We start from the raw sequence: 18,762 nt of genomic DNA, 5'->3' as shown, positions 1-18,762 counted from the left end.
GTGATGCAGCCGCCGGTGCTAATAATATAAAGCTTAATCAAGATGTTAAGTTTTCTCAGCGTGAGCTTGATATTTTAGAAGTGCACGAAGGGTGGATACACGTAGGTACCACTCAAAATGGTTTAGCTCAGCCTTATTTAACATGTTTAAGTAAAGGCACGCCTAGCTCTACTATTACCCAAGAAGGCTTAGCGGTACTTACCGAAATTATTACATTAAAATCGACTCCAAGGCGTTTATCTAAATTAGTGAATCGTATTCAAGCCGTTACAAAGGTAATTGACGGTGCTGAGTTTGTAGATATTTACCGTGATTACGTAGCGCAAGGTTTATCAAAAGATGACAGTTACACACTAGCGCAGCGTGTATTTAGAGGCAGTACGCCAACAGGTCTGCCTTTTACAAAAGATATTGCTTACATTAAAGGCTTTGTACTGGTTTATAACTTAATACGCGTAGCAATACAGCTTGGACGAATCGATAGACTTCCTTTATTACTGGTAGGTAAAATATCGATAGATGATTTTAGATTAATATCGCAGCTTCATGATTTAGGTGTAATAGAGAGTCCACAATTTGTGCCACCACATTTTAAAGATTTACGCGGTTTGGCAACTTGGTTGAGCTTCGGTCGTTTTATTGGCGATTTATCGTTTGAAAAATTAGAAAATGATTATAAACCGTTATTTTTATAATTAATCAATATAACTTACCGACATAAAAAAAGCCCATAACGGGCTTTTAAATAAAGTACTTTAGGTTTTGCTATCGAGCGTTGGTGCTTTCAAATATTTTGTCAGCTGAGGCTGCAACAAAACCAGTATAAAGCTCACCGTCGGCTTTAGGGTAACGAATAGCAAACTCATAAAAACAGCTAGGGATGCTCATATCACCGTCACTGAAGGTAACAGAGTATTCATCTGCAAGTGTTGACGATTGCTCTAGTAACACCTCTGGTGAGCCTTTAACTTCGCCGCCTGACGTATTAAGCGAAAAGCCGGCGTCTTTTAGGGCTTGGTTAACATCATGAATGTTATCAAACTTAGCAAGCGTATTAATATTTACGGTAAAGTGATTGGCGCGGTAACCCCACGCCGACATCCACGCTGCATATTCACTTTCAGCTAGCAGCTGCTTATAAGTATCGGTGCTTACTTGCCAATGCGTGCCTGAATACAAAAAGTTATCAGCTGTTACTGCGCTTTCGTCAATTTGGCTTACCATATCGGTTACGATAGCTTGTAACTCTGGCGAGCATTTTTCAACTAATAGCTCAGAAATAAACACTTTTGGCTGATTAGGATCGCTATGCTCGTAGTGCTTTGCATAGAGTTTTTTAGCTTCAAAATGGTACTCACCACATTCTTTGTAACCAATAGCTAAAAAGTGAGCAGCGAGCTTTTCAAGACCCACTTTTTCAATATTAAACGTACGCAGCGCAATATGATCGTTAATAATGTCATTTTTTTGCGTTGACCCTAAAAGGTCATGAATTTTGACTGCCGATGGTGTTACGTTTAAGTAGTTTTTCCAAAGGCTCTCAAATAATGTGTTTACATCAGTATGCATGTTAAATCCTTAAATCTAAAATTTTGGTTTATTACTTATTCAATTATCAAGCCTGGCGCTAGGGTTTGCGGTAAGCTCACTTTGTCTGACTCAACAGATGCCACAGGGTATGCACAATAATCAGCGGCGTAATAGGCACTTGCTCTGTGATTACCACTGGCGCCAATACCGCCAAATGGAGCTGCACTAGAGGCACCCGTAATAGGGCGGTTCCAGTTAACAATCCCTGCACGAATGCGCTTTAAAAAGTGAGTGTAATCATCTTCACTGTCGCTAAGTAAACCTGCAGATAAACCAAAGCTTGTGTTGTTAGCTTCAATAATTGCGCTGTCAAAGTCGTTGTAACGATACACTTTGATAAGCGGTCCAAAATGCTCTTCATCTGGCATGTCGGTAATGTTTGTTACATCAATAATACCCGGGCTTACAAAACCGGTGCCTGATTTTAATTGCTTAAGTTCAACAAGGATTTGCGCGCCTTTTGACACTAATTCACTTTGCGCAGCGACCATACCCAGTGCTGCTTTTTCGCTTATCATTGCACCCATAAAAGGCTGCTCTGTAGCAAAACTGTCGTCTACAACTATGTTTTTAGTCGCGCTTATTAGCTTTTCTAAAATAGCATCGCCATTGAGCGATTTTTCAATAAATAAGCGGCGTGCACATGTACAGCGCTGACCTGAGGTAATAAAGCCTGATTGAATAATATCGTGCACAGCAGCGCTTACATCACTCACATCTTTTACAATAAGAGGATTATTACCACCCATTTCAAGTGCTAAAATTTTGCCAGGGTGTCCTGCAAATTGCTTATGTAGTAAGTGACCTGTGTTTGAGCTACCGGTAAAAAACAATCCATCTATGTCTTTGTGAGAGGCAAGTGCTTTACCTGTTTCAATTTCACCTTGCACAAGGTTAATAACACCTGCTGGTAAGCCCGCTTTTAGCCAAAGTGAGAGCGTAAATTCTGCAACGTGCGGCGTCATTTCTGATGGCTTAAATATCACGGTGTTGCCTGCTAAAATTGCAGGAACAATATGCCCGTTTGGTAAATGCCCCGGAAAGTTATACGGGCCAAAAATAGCCACAACGCCATGCGGTTTGTGTCTAATAAATGCTTTAGCACCTGGCATTGGGTTTTCGGTTGTACCGGTACGCTCATGGTATGCTTTTACAGATATAGCTACTTTGCCTGTCATTGCGCCCACTTCGGTGCGGGTTTCCCATAATGGCTTACCTGTTTCGCGTGCAATTATGGTCGCAAATTCTTCACTGTGTTCTTTTAATTGAGCTGCGAAGTTTTCTAAAATGGCTATACGCTCTTCAAGTGGTTTGTCTGCCCATTGTAATTGCGCAGCTCTGGCTGCTTTTATAGCTGAATCTACTTGATCAGCGTTTGCGCCATTGCCTTGCCATACCACATCGCCATTACTTGGATTGATCGACTCAAATGCTGGACCAAGGCCCACATGCCACTGGTTATTAATTAGGTGTGTATTCATAAATAATTTACAGGCGGAAAAATCGCGCTGCATCTCCTTGACTTAAATTAAGTGCTTTAGCCACATCTTGGCTAATGACGAGAGTATGTTTTGCATGATTGTAATGTGCGTCTTTGGTAAATGTTGCTCTAAAGCCACTTACGCCTTGATTACATACAGCCAGCGTATCAGAGCTATTTTGTGATATGTGATCAAGCTCACCAATAGTAATAGGGCAAACTTGAGAGTCGCGAATGCTGCGAATATTACCAAGCTTTGCTTCAACCGTTGGGCCTGCGTCAAATAAGTCAACGTAGCCTCTGTGCTCAAAACCTTCTTTTTCTAATAATTTTAGCGCAGGTTTTGTTTTTTCATGCACATGCCCAATAACTGCTTGGGCTTTTTTGCTAAGCAAGTTCACATAAATAGGGTATTTAGGCATTAACTCGCTAATAAATACCTTATCGCCTAAGCCAACTAAGTGATCCGCTTCTGGAAATTCAATACTAAAAAAGTGCTCTTGCAGCCATTGCCAAAAAGGAGAATGGCCGTCTTCGTCGCTAACACCGCGCATTTCTGCGATAACAGTATCGGCAAAACGCTCGCTATGCTGAGCCATAAATAAAAAGCGTGAACGCGATAAAAATCGACCCGTTAAACCTTTGCGGCTATTCTCGCGCAAAAATAATGTGCATATTTCAGAGCAGCCTGTGTAGTCGTTACACATGCTTAAAATATCAACGGTGTTATATACATTTAAAGTAGGCGAGTGGTGTACTGTTTTACCTAAATGATAATGATATAAAGGCACCGATAAACCTACCGCAGCTTCTATAGCGGTTGTGCCAATAACGTCACCTGTTTCACTGTCCTCTAAAACAAATAAATAGCTTTCATCAAGTGGCTGGTTAATGTTTTTGGCAAAGCTTTTTTCAGCACGTTCAATTTTTTCTTTAAGCTGTGCATCGTCCACAGGTAAAGAGGTAAACCCATGACCGGATTCAATCGCTATTTGTTTAAGCGCGTCAAAATCATTGGCAGTAATAGGACGTAATACTTGCATTTATTGCTTGCTCCAATAGCACGCCTGTAGGCGTGCTAATTTAAACTATATTAACCGTTTACTACATCGCTAACGGCTTTTTCAAAGCGCGCTAAGCCTTCTTTAATATCTTCAAACGGGATAACTAAAGACGGTGTAAAGCGAATTACATTCATGCCAGCTACAAGGTTCATTAAACCATTATTAGCACTTGCTACTAAAAAGTCGCGTGCACGTCCTTCAAATTTGTCATTTAGTACTGCGCCAATTAATAAGCCTTTACCACGTACTTCGCTAAATACGTTGTATTTTTCGTTAATTGCGTTTAATCCGTCACGGAATAATTGCTCGCGCTCTTTAACACCGTTTAGTACGTCTGGTGTATTTACTGTATCAAATGCCGCTTCGGCTACAGCACAAGCAAGTGCGTTTCCGCCATAAGTAGAACCGTGAGTACCAATTTTTAAATGCTCAGCAATTGGTGTACGAGTGATCATAGCGCCAATTGGAAAACCACCACCCAATGCTTTTGCCGTTGTTAAAATGTCAGGAACAACCCCTAAACCTTCATAAGCGTATAAATCGCCTGTGCGACCAACACCCGTTTGTACTTCATCAAAAATAAGTAACGCGTTATGTTTAGTACAAAGTTCACGTACTTTTTTAGCAAATTCATCTGTTGGTGAAATAATACCGCCTTCACCTTGTAATGGTTCCATCATAACAGCACATGTTTTATCGCTGATCAGTGCTTCAAATGCTGCTATATCGTTAAAGTCACAATGTACTATGTCAGCAGGTTTTGGACCAAAGCCGTCAGAATATGCAGCTTGCCCGCCCACAGTTACTGTAAAGAATGTACGACCATGAAAACCTTTATTAAATGCAATAATTTGCGTTTTTTCAGCGCCATATACGTCCAGTGCATAACGACGCGCTAGCTTAAGGGCTGCTTCGTTTGCTTCTGCGCCTGAGTTTGCAAAGTAAACTTTATCAGCGAATGTTGCTTCAACCATTTTTTGAGCTAAACGAAGTGCTGGCTCATTAGTCATAACATTCGATAAATGCCAAATTTTTTCGCCTTGCTCTTTTAATGCTTTAACTAATGCAGGATGACAGTGACCCAAACAGTTAACGGCAATACCACCAGCAAAATCGATAAACTCGTTATCATTTTGATCCCAAACGCGTGAACCTTCACCACGAACTGGAATGATTGCTGATGGATTATAGTTTGGTACCATTACGTCGTTAAATAAGTCTCTTGTTACTTGCATTTTTACACCTAAATTTAATGGGCTTAGATAAAAGATTAGTTGCTAACTCAAAGAAGAATATAGCCTTTATTCTTCAGCAAACACGTTATTATTTCTTGTAGAGGTCATTATCGAAGGTTAGCTGTTAAAATTGCAGTGCTATTTTGTGAAAAATGATTAAAATAAAAGTCAAAATAACGAAGAAAATAACCATTATGATAACCCCACAAGATGAAAAGCTACTTTCTGTACTAAAAACAAACGCTAGAGCGAGTATTTCTGATCTTGCTCGCATGCTTGACTTATCTCGTTCAACGGTACAAAGCCGTATGCTCAAACTAGAAGAAACGGGTGTAATTAAAGGCTATAGCGTTGATTATGGTGACGACTACCTCAGTAAAATGGTATCAGCTCATGTGTCTATAAAAGTAAGACAAAAACTAACAACTAAAACAAATATTGAGCTTAAGCAAATTGATGCAATTTCGCAGCTCTATGCCATAAGTGGTGAGTTTGATTTAATTGCTGTAGTACAGGCTCAAAATTTAGAGCAGCTTAGCCATTTACTAGACGATATAGGAAATTTGGATGGAGTAGAGCGCACAACATCTTCTGTTATTTTAGAAACTAAATTTAAGCGCTAGAGTCAGTGAGTTTTTTGTTTTAGTCGTGAAGTGAACACTCGGTATACTTTAGATAAGTAATAGAAAGGCTAGGGTTTGTTGATCTTTAAAGGTTGAATTTTCAGCAGCCTGTTTAGTATTTAGGCAAGGTAGAGCCTATGCAGTGTGGTTACTCCCCATAAATGGGCGATAACGTAGCATTAATACCAAACAGGCGCTGCCCAAAAGGCTCTTCCTAGGAGCTATTTACTCTTTGTTACCTACATGGATTTAGGTAAGGAGCATGAGCAAGACGCGGAAGCTTTGCTCGGTTTTTACTTATTCTTACATGGATGTAAGCCATTAGAATAACGCAGGAGCAGTTATTGAGCCCACTAGGTTACAAATCTCGCGCCGCGATTAAATAGCACCTAATTTGAACAAATTTTAATCCTCAAAGATCAACGGACCCTAGATATAAATGCATTAACTTAAATATTTAAGTGTACTTTTTATAAGCTAATAGCAGTAGAACATAGATTTAAATATTGAAGCCATTGATAAGATACAAAATTTTGTAAGGAGAATTTATGCTTTTTTAATATGGATGACTATACTCATTTTAATTTGTACAATATTTAGTAATGGATTATGCCTGCATATTTTTTTACCCTCTTATTGGGTTTAACTGAGCCTCTTCAGTTTGGAACAAACTTACCCACCACTGCACCTGATAATGCAGTCAACCAAGTTGAGTGTATTTTATTTGAAATAGGAGCTCCTTTTCAGCTATAAACCTTGCCATGGTTACGTGCACGTCGAGAAGTAAAGTTAGACCGCTTAGATGGTTATTTCACAACTCACTTAATGCCTGAAATGAAGGCCTATGGGCGCATATCATCCCCCATCTTTTTAGAAAGCTGGTACTGGTTTACTCATCCAGAGAGCATTAATAAACCAAAAAATAAAATGCGTTATGGTGCAGTAAGAGGGAGTTATCAGGCTAATTGGTTTAAAACTCAGAATATTATTGCTGAGGTAGAAGTAAATTCATTAGAAGAAATAGTCAATGTTATGCACCATAAGCGGATTGATAGAATTCTACTTGATTTAGACGATTTTGAATTAGCAGCCTCTAAGCTAGGCATTAATGAGGATGAGTATCAAAGAGAATTTTTTAGGTATGTACCTTTGGGATTATTTGCTTCGCATTCACTTATTAAACGCTTTCCTAAATTTATGCAGCAGTTTGATGAAAATATAAATACTTGTGCGCAGGCTCCATTTTCACTATCAAAAAGTGAAGAAAAGCAAATACTTGATAGGTTGTCCAGTAGTGCTAAAACCTTACTAAACTTACCTAGTTTAGTAGAACAAGTTCAAATAAGTAACGAGTTTCCCTTAAGTGAATCTGAAATTAAAAAACTAGACCAGCTATGGATAAAAGAAAGTAAACAAGTAAAGCACCCTGATGGATTAGCTATGCTTAATTTACCGTTATCTAAAGTATTTAAAAAATGGCAATCTCAATTCAAAGGTGTTGTTACTGAGCTAATATTGACTGATAACCAAGGAAAAAACATCGCTATTAGTAAGCTAACCAGTGACTACTGGCAAGGAGATGAAAATAAGTTTACTAAAACATTTAAACAGTCAAAAGATTTTAACTTTGATAGCGTCACATATGATGCATCAACACATCATTTTCAAGTTCAGCTAAGTTTTCCTGTTTTAGATGATAATAATAGTCATATTGGAGTGTTGATTTTAGGTATTGATGTAGAAAAAGCACTTCATTCGTCAAACGAAAAGAGTAATTAACTCATTACCTTTCACATAAGTTAGCTAAGCTTTAATGCTTTCGCTTAGCTAACTAGATGCTATGGAAGTGTTTTTTCTGAAATAGGTTTTTTTCTTATAACTTCTTTTTTGGCTTTATCAAGCTTTATAAAATAAGCATTACCGCCTATGCCTTTAAACTCTTCATCTGTAAATACAATCGTATTGTCATCAAAAAAGGTGACAGCTTCTTTTTGAGTAACAATCCCTAAGTCTATTTTTGATACATCACCAGAGAAAAACTTATCACCTTCAAAGTTTTCAAATAACCAAAGACTTGTTGAATCAAGTAAGACTAATTTTTTACGATCGGGGCTGAGCGCCGCAGAGGTTATCCAGCATAGTTTTTCAAGCGTGGTACACGTTTTAAAAGAGTCAATTAGCTCAGCATCAAAATTTGCTGCATGATCGCCCACTTTATACACTTTAGTAATACCATCGAAAGGTTCTGTGCGGTTTTTAGTAAATAAATATAAATGACGACCTAGTGCTACAAATGCTTCTAAATCAAAATTGCGGTCATTGGGTTTTATTGGACTGCCATCCATTTCAGGGTAGGTAAACTTAATTATTTCGGCTTGGGTTGTGTTTGTTTTTATATCTATCGGGTTTTCTATTTTATAAATAGTGAGCCATCTACGATCATTTTTGTTATTACCAAAATCCCCTAAAAAAAAGTGCCCAAATTTGTTTTGGGTCATGTCTTCCCAATCAATGTTTTTAGCGTTTTCAACCAAAATTTCTTTGGCGATAGAACCATCTTTGTTAAGGCGGTAAAGCTTGGGTTCGTTGCCTCCGTCGTTAATAGCCCATAGACGTTTTTGTTTATCAAATTCAATACCTGAGATTTCTTTTAATTTAGGATCAACTGAGATTTCTTTTTTACTATAAAGGGTATAGATTGAAGTACCAACAAGTGTGGCTATTATTAAAAAGATAATGGCTATAGTTATTAAAATGCTTTTTTTCAACATGAAAATTATGATATTTCAGAGTATTAAGATGCTGTGTATTATCGCTGATGAAAGTACAGAACAAAAGAATTTTATAAATTTAGGCAATACTTTTGGACTATTTAACTTTAAATTCGATTAAATAAATAATATGTAATGTACGCTCAGTTGGTTCAAATATTGCTCTGTACTACTGAGCTTTTTAAAAAAGATTGTTTATATACTAACCGCACTTTTTAAGTGCAGAAAAAATGAATTGTTGCACTGTAATAATGCGTAAATAAAGTTTTGGTTAACTTACAACGTGTTTAATGATTTTGAATGGAATCCACATCGCCTTTCTGTTTAGTTGTATGGCCTGTGGCAAAGATTAAGTACCCTTTTTGGTTTAGTTGGAGCCTGCTATGTTGAATAAACGTTTTTTTAAAACAAAAGATGAAGCTGAAGTAACCTTTGAATTTTCTCACCCAGAGGCAGAAGAAGTTTGCTTACTAGGCGAATTTAATGATTGGCAACCTGTGCCAATGAAGCTTAATAAAAAACAAGGTGTGTTTAAATTTAAGCAACGCTTACCTATCGATCAACAATTTCACTTTCGTTATTTAATAAATGGAGACATTTGGGATAACGACCACCAAGCTGATGGTTATATTGGCAATACATTTGGCACAGAAAACAGCATAGTAAATACTCAACGCATTAATTAAGGCGATTCAATGGATGCTCTTTCGCAGTTGTTTTACCTGCATGGTATTGGCTTTGAATTCACTAAGTATACAGGTGAACAGGTGTTTTTTAGCGAAGACACGCGTAAACGTGCTTTGCAATGTTGCGGTGTTGATACAAATAACGAAGCCGAAATAACTCAACTAACTTATGATTTAGATGCATCGCTTTGGCTGGATTTAGTACCCAGTGTGAGTTTGGTTGACCAAAAAAAGTGCGCTTTAAAGCTTCGTATAGACGAACGCCAGCAATATTTAGCCGCTACCATTGATGTCCCTTCACTTGGAATGCACATAGCATTTGACAACCTTTATAACTTGGCTGTCACTGGTGAATATTACTTACACGGCGTTCGCTATATTGAGCTGGCACTACCCATAGAAACTATGCCAATTGGCTATCATGACGCTAATGTTCAAGTAGGTGAACAGCATGCAATTACGCAACTTTGGTGTGTGCCTGAGCAAGTCTATCAAGTTGAAGACACAAAGCGTACAGGGTTATCTATTCAGCTTTACACATTAAAAAATAAAGCGCATTTAGGTATTGGCGACTTTGACGATTTACTAACGCTTACAAAATTATGCAGCTCGCAAAATATGGATTACATATTACTTAATCCACTGCATTTGTTATTCGCTGATATGCCAGAGCGTGCAAGCCCTTATAGCCCTAGTAGTCGGGCTTTATTAAACCCGCTTTATATTTCTATAGTATTAAGCGAAGACGCACAAAATAACGCAGTTCTACATGACCTCATGCAACAAGACGACGTAATTACACTTATAAAAAGTAATGATCAATTTATAGATTATGAAAATGTAAGCCGTATAAAGTATGCGTTATTTGAAGCGCTTTATAATCAGTTTGAATTAACGGCAAGTGATGAGCGTCGCCAAGCGTTTACTGATTTTTGTAATACTCATTCAACTACGTTAAATACCCTCGAATCAGATAACTTAACATTTGATTATTACCTGCAGTGGCAAGCGCATACGCAATTGGCACTGTGTCAACAAAGTTGTGCAGAGCGAGGTATGGCTATTGGCTTAATCAATGATTTAGCTGTTGGTTGTGCGGGTGATGGAGCTGAATTTAAAAATCAAAAGCCACTGTTTAGCCAAGGTGCAAGTGTCGGTGCTCCACCTGATCCATGGGCCGAAGCTGGCCAAAACTGGGGGCTTCCAGCACTAAATCCTCAAAGTCTTAGTAATAATCACTACCAATTCTATCGCTCGCTCATTCGCGCAAACATGCAAAATGTAGGTGGACTTAGAATTGACCACGTAATGGCTATTAGGCGCCTATGGTGGTGCTTTGAAAATAATGGCGAACAAGATGGCTGTTATGTTTACTACCCGTTTGAGCACTTACTCGCCATTTTAAAAATTGAATCACATATTAATCAGAGTATTGTTATTGGAGAAGATTTAGGCGTTGTACCGCCAGAGGTAAGGCAGGCTTTGGCATCTAGCGGTATTTTTTCTAATAGCTTATTTTATTTTGAAAAACAACATAGTGGTGAGTTTTTATCGACAGATGAGCTAGCAACACAGTGTTTGTTAATGATAGCCAATCATGATGTACCGCCTTTTACAGGTTGGTGGCAGCATGCTGATTTAAATATTAAGCAACAATACAAGCTTATTACTGATGATGAATACGAGCAATTAAAGCAACAACGAATAGAAGAGCAACATAGGGTACTACGATTTATTAATCGCCATACCAATACAACCGAGCTTTTATTACATAGTAATTCAGTCGAAGTATATAACGCACTAGCATTGTGTTTGGCGGGTTCTCAATCGCGTTTATTTGCAATACAAATAGATGATTTAGATGAGCAGAAGTATCCGGTTAATATCCCCGGGACAGACAAAGAATATCCTAATTGGCGACGTGTATTAACGCATACCAGTGAAGAAATTTTTACCAAAAATGGCTCACTTTTAGCTGCTATCGATTCAATAAGGAAAGGTTAAATGAGCAGTACAACTAATGAAAATAGTTACGATGCACAGGTGCATGCATTAAATACAGGACGATTTAAAGACCCATTTAGCTTTTTAGGGGCACATAAAACGGATGCTGAGGTTGAAATTCGTTTTTACTTACCTTGTGCAATAGGTGTGAGTGTTACATTAAATAATAAAAGTATTAAGGCGCAGCGCTACCAACAAAGTGACTTATTTATAGTCAAAGTTGATGCGCTGCCCACTGCGCCTTATCAATGCATTGCTCAGTACACAAATAGCAGCACTACCTTTTATGATGAATACAGCTTTGAAAGCACACTTGATGCAGAGGCAATGTATTTATTTAACGAAGGCAGCCTTGAACATGCGTACTCTCATTTTGGTGCACATTTTAGCACTCAACAAAATGTAGAGGGTGTGCGCTTTTGTGTATGGGCGCCTAATGCTGCAAGTGTCTCTATTATTGGTGAGTTTAATTTTTGGCAAGCTAATCGCCACTTTATGCGTTTTCATCCTGCAAGTGGTGTATGGGAGCTATTCGTACCAGGCCTTAAAGCCGACATGTGCTACAAATTTGCAATTACCGCTCAAAGTGGAGAAGTACTCGAAAAAGCCGACCCCTATGCATTTAAAATGCAACAAGCCCCGGGTACTGCAAGTGTACTGCAGTATAAACCAGAACCTATAACGCTCGGCGCTCAGGCACTTCAAAACCGACAAAAGCGTAATCATATTGATGCGCCAATTAGTATTTATGAAGTGCATTTAGGCTCATGGCAACGCGCTGAAAACAACCGCTATTTAAGTTACACAGAGCTTGCTGACAAACTGGTTAGCTACGCCCTTGAAATGAATTTTACCCACCTTCAACTTATGCCAATAAGTGAATACCCGTTTGATGGTTCGTGGGGGTATCAGCCTGTTGGTTTATTTGCACCTACCAGCCGTTTTGGCGATTACAACAGCTTTAAATACTTTGTAGAGCAATGCCACAAAGCTAATTTAGGTATTTTACTTGATTGGGTGCCTGGGCATTTTCCCAGCGATCCGCATGGCTTACATCGATTCGATGGCACTCATTTATATGAGCATGCCGATAAGCGTCAAGGCTTTCACCCTGATTGGAATACCTACATTTATAACTACGACCGCCCTGAAGTTAAAAGCTTTTTGATTTCAAATGCTATGTATTGGTTACATCAATTTGGTTTAGATGGTCTGCGTGTAGATGCCGTAGCTTCTATGTTGTATTTAGATTACAGCCGAAAAGAAGGCGAGTGGATTGCTAATTGTTACGGCGGGCGCGAAAACTTAGGTGCAATTGAGTGCCTAAAGCAAGTCAATATGCGCAGCTATAAAAACAACCCAGGCATTATGATGGTGGCTGAGGAGTCAACAGCGTGGCCGGGCGTCACCCAAAGTGTTGAGCACAACGGCTTAGGCTTTGGCTATAAGTGGAATATGGGTTGGATGAACGATAGTTTGCATTACATGCAGCACGACCCTTTATACCGTCAGCATCATCATCACGAAATGACTTTTTCGATGGTATACGCTTTTAGTGAAAACTATATATTGCCATTAAGCCACGATGAAGTAGTACACGGTAAAGGATCGTTAATTGAAAAAATGCCAGGCGATGATTGGCAGAAATTTGCAAATTTACGCGCTTACTACGCATTTATGTGGGCACACCCGGGTAAAAAACTCTTGTTTATGGGCGGTGAAATTGCACAGCGAAAAGAGTGGGGACACGATCATTCTATCGATTGGCATTTACTTGAGCACCAAAGCCACAGCGGTATAAAGCACACCGTAAAAGCGCTCAATACCGTTTATAAAAACCAACCCGCGTTGTATGAGTTAGATTCGAGCGCGGCTGGTTTTACCTGGATAGATAACAATAATAATCAGCAGAGCATTTTAAGCTTTGTTCGCTATGCTAAAAACGCAAAAGACTTTGTGGTTGTTATTGCTAATTTTACCCCCGCGTCATATGAAAACTACGTTATTGGCGTACCGAGTAAAGGGCGTTATAAAGTTGTTTTAAATACAGACGATACTCAGTTTTTTGGCTCTGGCGTTGAAGTAACTAAAGATTCATCGCAGATAGTTCAGGCAATAAATGAATCAAATCATGGCTTTAAACACAGTATTTCAATTGCCATTGGTGGCTTAACAACTATTTACTTACAAAAGGTTGATGATGAGTAACCAATTTGATGTAGCCCCCGGTAATGTAGAACCGCTAGGTTCTAGTGTTATTAATAATGGGGTTAACTTCGCGCTTTATGCGCCAGGTGCAAGCCNAGCCTATGTGTGTTTGTTTGATAAAAGTGGCCATTCAGAAATTCTAAAAATGGCGATGAATATTAACGAAGGGGGTATTTGGAGTATTCATATTTCGCCATTAAGCGCCGGCGCACTTTATGGCTTTAGAGTTGAGGGTGAATATAACCCTAAAAATGGTCAACTATTTAACGAAAATAAACTACTGATAGACCCATACGCAAAAGACTTGTTTGGTGAGTTTACATGGAGTGAACGCCATTATGGGCAAATGCCAATTGGCACTAAAAGCACCGTAAATAATGCGATTGATATACCTAAGTCAAAAGTAGCACCCCCTACGTTGTATGCGCATAAAAAGCCAAACCACCGTTGGTCAAACACGGTTATTTACGAGTGCCATGTTAAAGGCACAACGTGTCGTCATCCTAAAATACCTAAATCTCTACAAGGAAAGTTTTTAGGGTTAAGCCACCCAAGCTTTATTGAGCATTTACAAAGCTTTGGCATTACAGCAGTTGAGCTTTTACCTGTTCATTCTTTTATTAGTGAGCAATTTTTAACAGGAAAAGGGCTGCAAAACTATTGGGGTTATAACACGCTTAACTTTTTTACCCCCCATAAAGACTATTTAGTAAACGACGATATAAACGAGTTTAAGCAAATGGTGCGCGAGCTTCATGCTGCCGACATAGAAGTTATTCTAGATGTTGTTTATAACCATACAGCAGAGGCGGGNGGGGGCCGATGGCCCTATATTATCGCTAAGAGGCTTTGATAACTTAGCGTATTACCGCACAGTAGAGGGTCAGCCTAATGTATATATAAACGATACCGGCTGTGGGAATACCATAAATATTGATCACCCTAAAACACTGCAACTTGTACTTGATAGCCTTCGTTATTGGGTTGAGGTAATGGGTGTTGATGGCTTTAGGTTTGATTTAGCGACCATTTTAGGGCGCTCAAAAGCAGGCTTTAGCTCTGCACATACTTTTTTACAAGCAGTAGCCCAAGACCCTGTGCTTAATAAGGTTAAGCTAATAAGTGAACCTTGGGATATAGGTCCTGGCGGCTATCAACTTGGGGCGTTTCCGCCGCCATGGCGAGAATGGAACGATCAATACCGCGATGTAATTAGACGTTTTTGGCAAAGTGAAACGGGCATTATTGCCAACGTTGCAAAACGTTTGCATGGATCGTTTGATATTTTTGAGCACAGCCAACGTGGACCACTTAATAGCATTAACTTTATAACGAGTCATGATGGTTTCACGCTTGCCGATTTAGTGAGTTATGAAGAAAAGCATAACGAAGCTAATGGTGAGCAAAACAGAGATGGGCACAGTGCAAATCATTCGTTTAACTGTGGAGTAGAAGGCTTTACCAGTGACTCAAAAATAAACGCACTGCGTTTGCAACAACAAAAGAACTTTTTACTTACTTTGATATTCTCAAAAGGTGTTCCCATGATTGCCGCTGGCAGCGAAATGGCGCACTCTCAAGGGGGTAATAACAATGCTTATTGCCAAAATAATCGCACTAGCTGGCTTGCCTGGAAAGATTCTCAGCTTAATCATTCGCTAACACGATTTATTGACGATGCTTTAAAAATTAGACGCGGGCACAGTGCGTTCAAACACAGTGTATTTTTAGATGATATAGACGAGCGTTTTACCGTTAAGTGGTTTACTGAACAAGGTAAAACCATGACCGACGCTCATTGGCATGAAGATACCAGACAGTTTTTAATGTATAGCTTACTTGATAAGCAAAACAATCATGCATTACTGATGGTATTTAATGCCAGTAAAAAAACAGTTTTTTGCCAAATGCCGCCTTCGCCTATTAATGCGCCGTGGCAAATGGTTTTATCAAGTGTAAATAATGCATCTGTGAGTAGTAATGAAGATGCGATGGTTGAAATTTCAGCACAAAGTAGTTGGGTTTTTAGTGCTAATTTAGAGGATGTAAGTCATGGCTAAACAAAGTGAACAAGTGTGTGTAGTAAAGGGCTGGCAAGAAGGTCCTGTTATAGATGAAAGTACGCTTAAAGATGACTTAACACGGCATTTTTATTATACCCTAGGTCGCGATAAGGTCGGCGAATCAAGACTGTATTTATACCATGCTTTAGCGCTGACTATTCGCGACAGACTTGTTGCCCGCTGCAGAGAAACGAATCAACAAATTAAGCAAGAGAAACGCCGCAAAACGGCTTACCTTTCTCTTGAATTTTTAATGGGGCGTGCGCTAGGTAATGCAATACTAAACCTAGATTTAGACGACCAAGTTGCTGCTGCATTACAAGAATACTGCACAACAGTAGAAACGCTTGAAGATGCCGAGCACGACGCAGGTTTAGGTAACGGTGGTTTAGGCCGCCTAGCTGCTTGTTTTTTAGATAGTTGTGCAAGTCTAGCGTTACCTGTCATTGGTTATGGCCTTCGTTACGAATACGGCATGTTTAACCAATCCATTAAAGATGGTAACCAAATTGAGCAACCAGATAACTGGCTGCGCGAAGGGCACCCATGGGAGCTAAGCGCGCCAGAGCATGCAAAACGTGTGAAATTTGGCGGCTACGTGCAAAGTTACACGGATAAATTTGGCCGAGAGCATCGTCAATGGATGAGTTCACAAGATGTATTAGCTGTCCCTTACGATGTCCCTGTCCCAGGTTATAAAAACAATATTGTAAATACGTTACGCTTATGGAAATCAGAAGCGACAGATGAATTTAATTTGACCGAATTTAATGCAGGCAGTTACTCAGAAGCCGTCGCTCAAAAAAACCTAGCTGAACAAATTACCATGGTGCTATATCCAAACGACAGCAGCGAAAATGGTAAAGAGCTTAGATTGCGCCAACAATACTTTTTATCATCTGCGAGTATTCAAGACGTAGTTGATCAGTGGGTTTCCCAACATGGCGAGAGCTTTAGCGACTTTGCTGATTTTCATGTTTTTCAGTTAAACGATACGCACCCAAGTATTGCTGTTGCAGAGCTGATGCGTATTTTAATTGATGATTACGAACTTGATTGGAACGATGCTTGGCAAATCACTACTAAAACAATGGCCTACACAAACCATACGCTACTTCCTGAAGCGCTTGAAAAGTGGTCTGTTTCGTTGTTTTCAAAATTATTACCACGCATTTTAGAAATAGTTTACGAGATAAATGCACGCTTTTTAGCACAAGTTGCACAGCAATGGCCGGGTGATGTTAATAAACAGCGTGCATTGTCGTTGATTGAAGAGGGCGATGAGCCGCAAATTCGTATGGCTTACTTAGCCATTGTAGGGAGTTACTCTGTAAATGGCGTAGCAGCACTGCATACCGAACTGTTAAAAGCGGGTTTATTTAAAGAGTTTTACGCACTGTGGCCAGATAAGTTTAATAACAAAACAAATGGTGTTACCCCAAGACGTTGGCTTGCACATTGTAATCCCGTTTTAAGTAAATTAATCAGCGAAAAAATTGGTCATGACTGGGTTAAAAACTTTTCAACAATTAGCGATCTACGTCGTTTTTACGACGACAAAGCATTTCATGAGCAATGGCAAAATGCTAAACGCGAAAACAAACAGCGTTTAGTTGATTTAGTTAAGGCGCGCTGCGATGTTGATTTTGACGTATCGATGATGTTTGACGTACAAGTAAAACGTATTCACGAATACAAACGTCAGCTATTAAACATACTTCATGTGATTCATTTATATGACCGTATTCGCCGTGGTGATACCCAAGGGCTTGTTCCTCGCTGTGTTTTATTAGGTGGTAAAGCAGCACCGGGTTATTACATGGCTAAAAAAATTATTAAGCTTATTAATAACGTGGCAGAAGTTATAAATAAAGATCCGTTAGCAGCCCCGTATTTACGCGTCGCCTTTTTACCTAATTACAACGTAACCGCTATGGAAGTGATTTGTCCTGCAACCGATTTGTCAGAGCAAGTATCTACCGCAGGCAAAGAAGCGTCTGGTACTGGCAACATGAAGTTTATGATGAATGGTGCATTGACGATCGGCACGCTGGATGGTGCAAACATTGAAATTAGAGACGCCGTTGGTGCAGACAACTTCTTTTTGTTTGGGGCACAAGCGCATCAAATTGATGATATTAAGTCACGTTACAATCCTGAGCATTTAATCGCGCAAAATAGCGATTTAAATAATGTAATGCAACTACTCGAAAGCGGCCATTTTAACTTGTTTGAACCATGCTTATTTGACGATATTACAAATGCAATTAAGAGCCCGCACGATCCATGGCTTGTTGCGCACGATTTTGAAAGTTATGTAGCAGCTCAAAAAGAAGTTGATAAAGCTTACGCAGATCAAACCTACTGGACACAAATGAGTATTTTAAATACGGCAGNCAGCCAGTGGAATGTTTTCAAGTGATAGAACCATAAGCCAATACAGTGAAGACATTTGGCATTTAGAACCCCTCAATATTAGTGAAACAGACTTAACGACAACTAAAAGCCATGCCACTAACAGCCTAGACTAAATGGAGAGAGTATTATGCCCAATTATGCAAATCGCTACATAAGTAGCCTAACCAGAGAAACTTACGCGTTAATACTGGCAGGGGGTCGCGGTTCTCGCCTGCATGAGCTAACCGATTGGCGAGCAAAGCCAGCAGTTTACTTTGGTGGTAAACATCGAATTATTGATTTTCCACTATCAAACTGCATTAACTCGGGTGTGAGACGCGTTGGTATTGCCACACAATATAAATCGCATTCATTAATTCGCCATGTAAACCGCGCGTGGGGCCACTTTAAAAAAGAGCTGGGTGAGTCGGTTGAAATACTACCTGCATCTCAGCGCCAAGGTGATGATTGGTACTGTGGAACCGCAGATGCTGTTTTTCAAAACATAGATATTATTCGTCACGAATTGCCTAAATATGTGATGATTTTGTCTGGAGATCATGTGTACCGCATGGACTATGGCGCTTTATTGGCAGAGCATGTCCAAAAAGGAGCCGATATGACCGTATGTTGTATTGAAG

The 18,762-nt window shown here is 39.4% G+C and carries 12 protein-coding genes and 2 pseudogenes; 9 read left to right on the top strand and 5 right to left on the bottom strand.

Features of this window, described 5'->3' with window-relative positions:
* Positions 1–695: tyrosine/phenylalanine carboxypeptidase domain-containing protein (locus tag L654_RS0123300; protein WP_024609189.1), on the top strand; the 695-nt coding region annotated here is incomplete at its 5' end.
* A gap of 70 nt (positions 696–765) precedes the next feature.
* Here the strand turns inward: L654_RS0123300 and L654_RS0123295 are convergent.
* From L654_RS0123295 to L654_RS0123280, 4 genes are read right to left on the bottom strand one after another with little or no spacing between them, the layout of a single operon-like run.
* Positions 766–1,569, bottom strand: a complete 804-nt coding sequence (locus L654_RS0123295) for a DUF1338 domain-containing protein (protein WP_024609188.1) — start codon at positions 1,567–1,569, stop codon at positions 766–768.
* A gap of 35 nt (positions 1,570–1,604) precedes the next feature.
* Positions 1,605–3,071 (bottom strand): succinylglutamate-semialdehyde dehydrogenase, encoded by a 1,467-nt coding sequence (astD, locus tag L654_RS0123290; protein WP_024609187.1) that lies wholly within the window; start codon positions 3,069–3,071, stop codon positions 1,605–1,607.
* Positions 3,072–3,078: 7 nt separating this feature from the next.
* A complete protein-coding gene (gene astA / locus L654_RS0123285) occupies positions 3,079–4,113 on the bottom strand; it encodes an arginine N-succinyltransferase (protein WP_007580762.1) in 1,035 nt (344 codons plus the stop codon).
* Positions 4,114–4,163: 50 nt separating this feature from the next.
* Positions 4,164–5,369, bottom strand: a complete 1,206-nt coding sequence (locus L654_RS0123280) for an aspartate aminotransferase family protein (RefSeq protein ID WP_007580760.1) — start codon at positions 5,367–5,369, stop codon at positions 4,164–4,166.
* Positions 5,370–5,563: 194 nt separating this feature from the next.
* On the opposite strand from L654_RS0123280, the gene L654_RS0123275 reads away from it, so the two are divergent.
* Together L654_RS0123275 and L654_RS01000000126750 are read left to right on the top strand one after the other, a co-directional pair.
* A complete protein-coding gene (locus tag L654_RS0123275) occupies positions 5,564–5,992 on the top strand; it encodes an Lrp/AsnC family transcriptional regulator (RefSeq protein ID WP_002958609.1) in 429 nt (142 codons plus the stop codon).
* A gap of 756 nt (positions 5,993–6,748) precedes the next feature.
* A complete protein-coding gene (locus tag L654_RS01000000126750) occupies positions 6,749–7,771 on the top strand; it encodes a cellulose-binding family II protein (protein WP_225305803.1) in 1,023 nt (340 codons plus the stop codon).
* Positions 7,772–7,830: 59 nt separating this feature from the next.
* Here L654_RS01000000126750 and L654_RS0123265 read toward each other — a convergent pair whose 3' ends face one another.
* Positions 7,831–8,763 (bottom strand): hypothetical protein, encoded by a 933-nt coding sequence (locus L654_RS0123265; protein WP_024609186.1) that lies wholly within the window; start codon positions 8,761–8,763, stop codon positions 7,831–7,833.
* A 383-nt stretch (positions 8,764–9,146) separates the two neighbouring features.
* Here L654_RS0123265 and L654_RS0123255 point away from each other — a divergent pair, with 383 nt between their 5' ends.
* From L654_RS0123255 to L654_RS0123230, 6 genes and pseudogenes are all read left to right on the top strand, one after another.
* Positions 9,147–9,449 (top strand): isoamylase early set domain-containing protein, encoded by a 303-nt coding sequence (locus tag L654_RS0123255; RefSeq protein WP_007580752.1) that lies wholly within the window; start codon positions 9,147–9,149, stop codon positions 9,447–9,449.
* A gap of 9 nt (positions 9,450–9,458) precedes the next feature.
* Positions 9,459–11,453 (top strand): 4-alpha-glucanotransferase, encoded by a 1,995-nt coding sequence (gene malQ / locus L654_RS0123250; RefSeq protein WP_024609185.1) that lies wholly within the window; start codon positions 9,459–9,461, stop codon positions 11,451–11,453.
* Complete coding sequence (gene glgB, locus L654_RS0123245; RefSeq protein ID WP_024609184.1) at positions 11,454–13,661, top strand: 1,4-alpha-glucan branching protein GlgB; 2,208 nt, start codon at positions 11,454–11,456, stop codon at positions 13,659–13,661. It abuts the gene before it with no gap.
* Positions 13,654–15,721: pseudogene (glgX, locus tag L654_RS1000000127500) on the top strand (glycogen debranching protein GlgX). Before glgB ends, glgX begins: the two are co-directional and overlap by 8 nt.
* Positions 15,714–18,255, top strand: a pseudogene (locus L654_RS01000000126740) (glycogen/starch/alpha-glucan phosphorylase). The pseudogenes glgX and L654_RS01000000126740 overlap by 8 nt, the downstream one beginning before the upstream one ends.
* Before the next feature lie 14 nt (positions 18,256–18,269).
* Positions 18,270–18,762, top strand: a 493-nt coding sequence (locus tag L654_RS0123230) for a sugar phosphate nucleotidyltransferase (protein WP_024609183.1), incomplete at its 3' end; no start/stop codon positions are given.

Source organism: Pseudoalteromonas sp. TAB23 (assembly GCF_000498075.1).
Lineage (GTDB): Bacteria > Pseudomonadota > Gammaproteobacteria > Enterobacterales > Alteromonadaceae > Pseudoalteromonas > Pseudoalteromonas arctica.
Note: the sequence above shows the minus strand (reverse complement) of the source record. Positions and strands in the feature narration are given on the sequence as shown.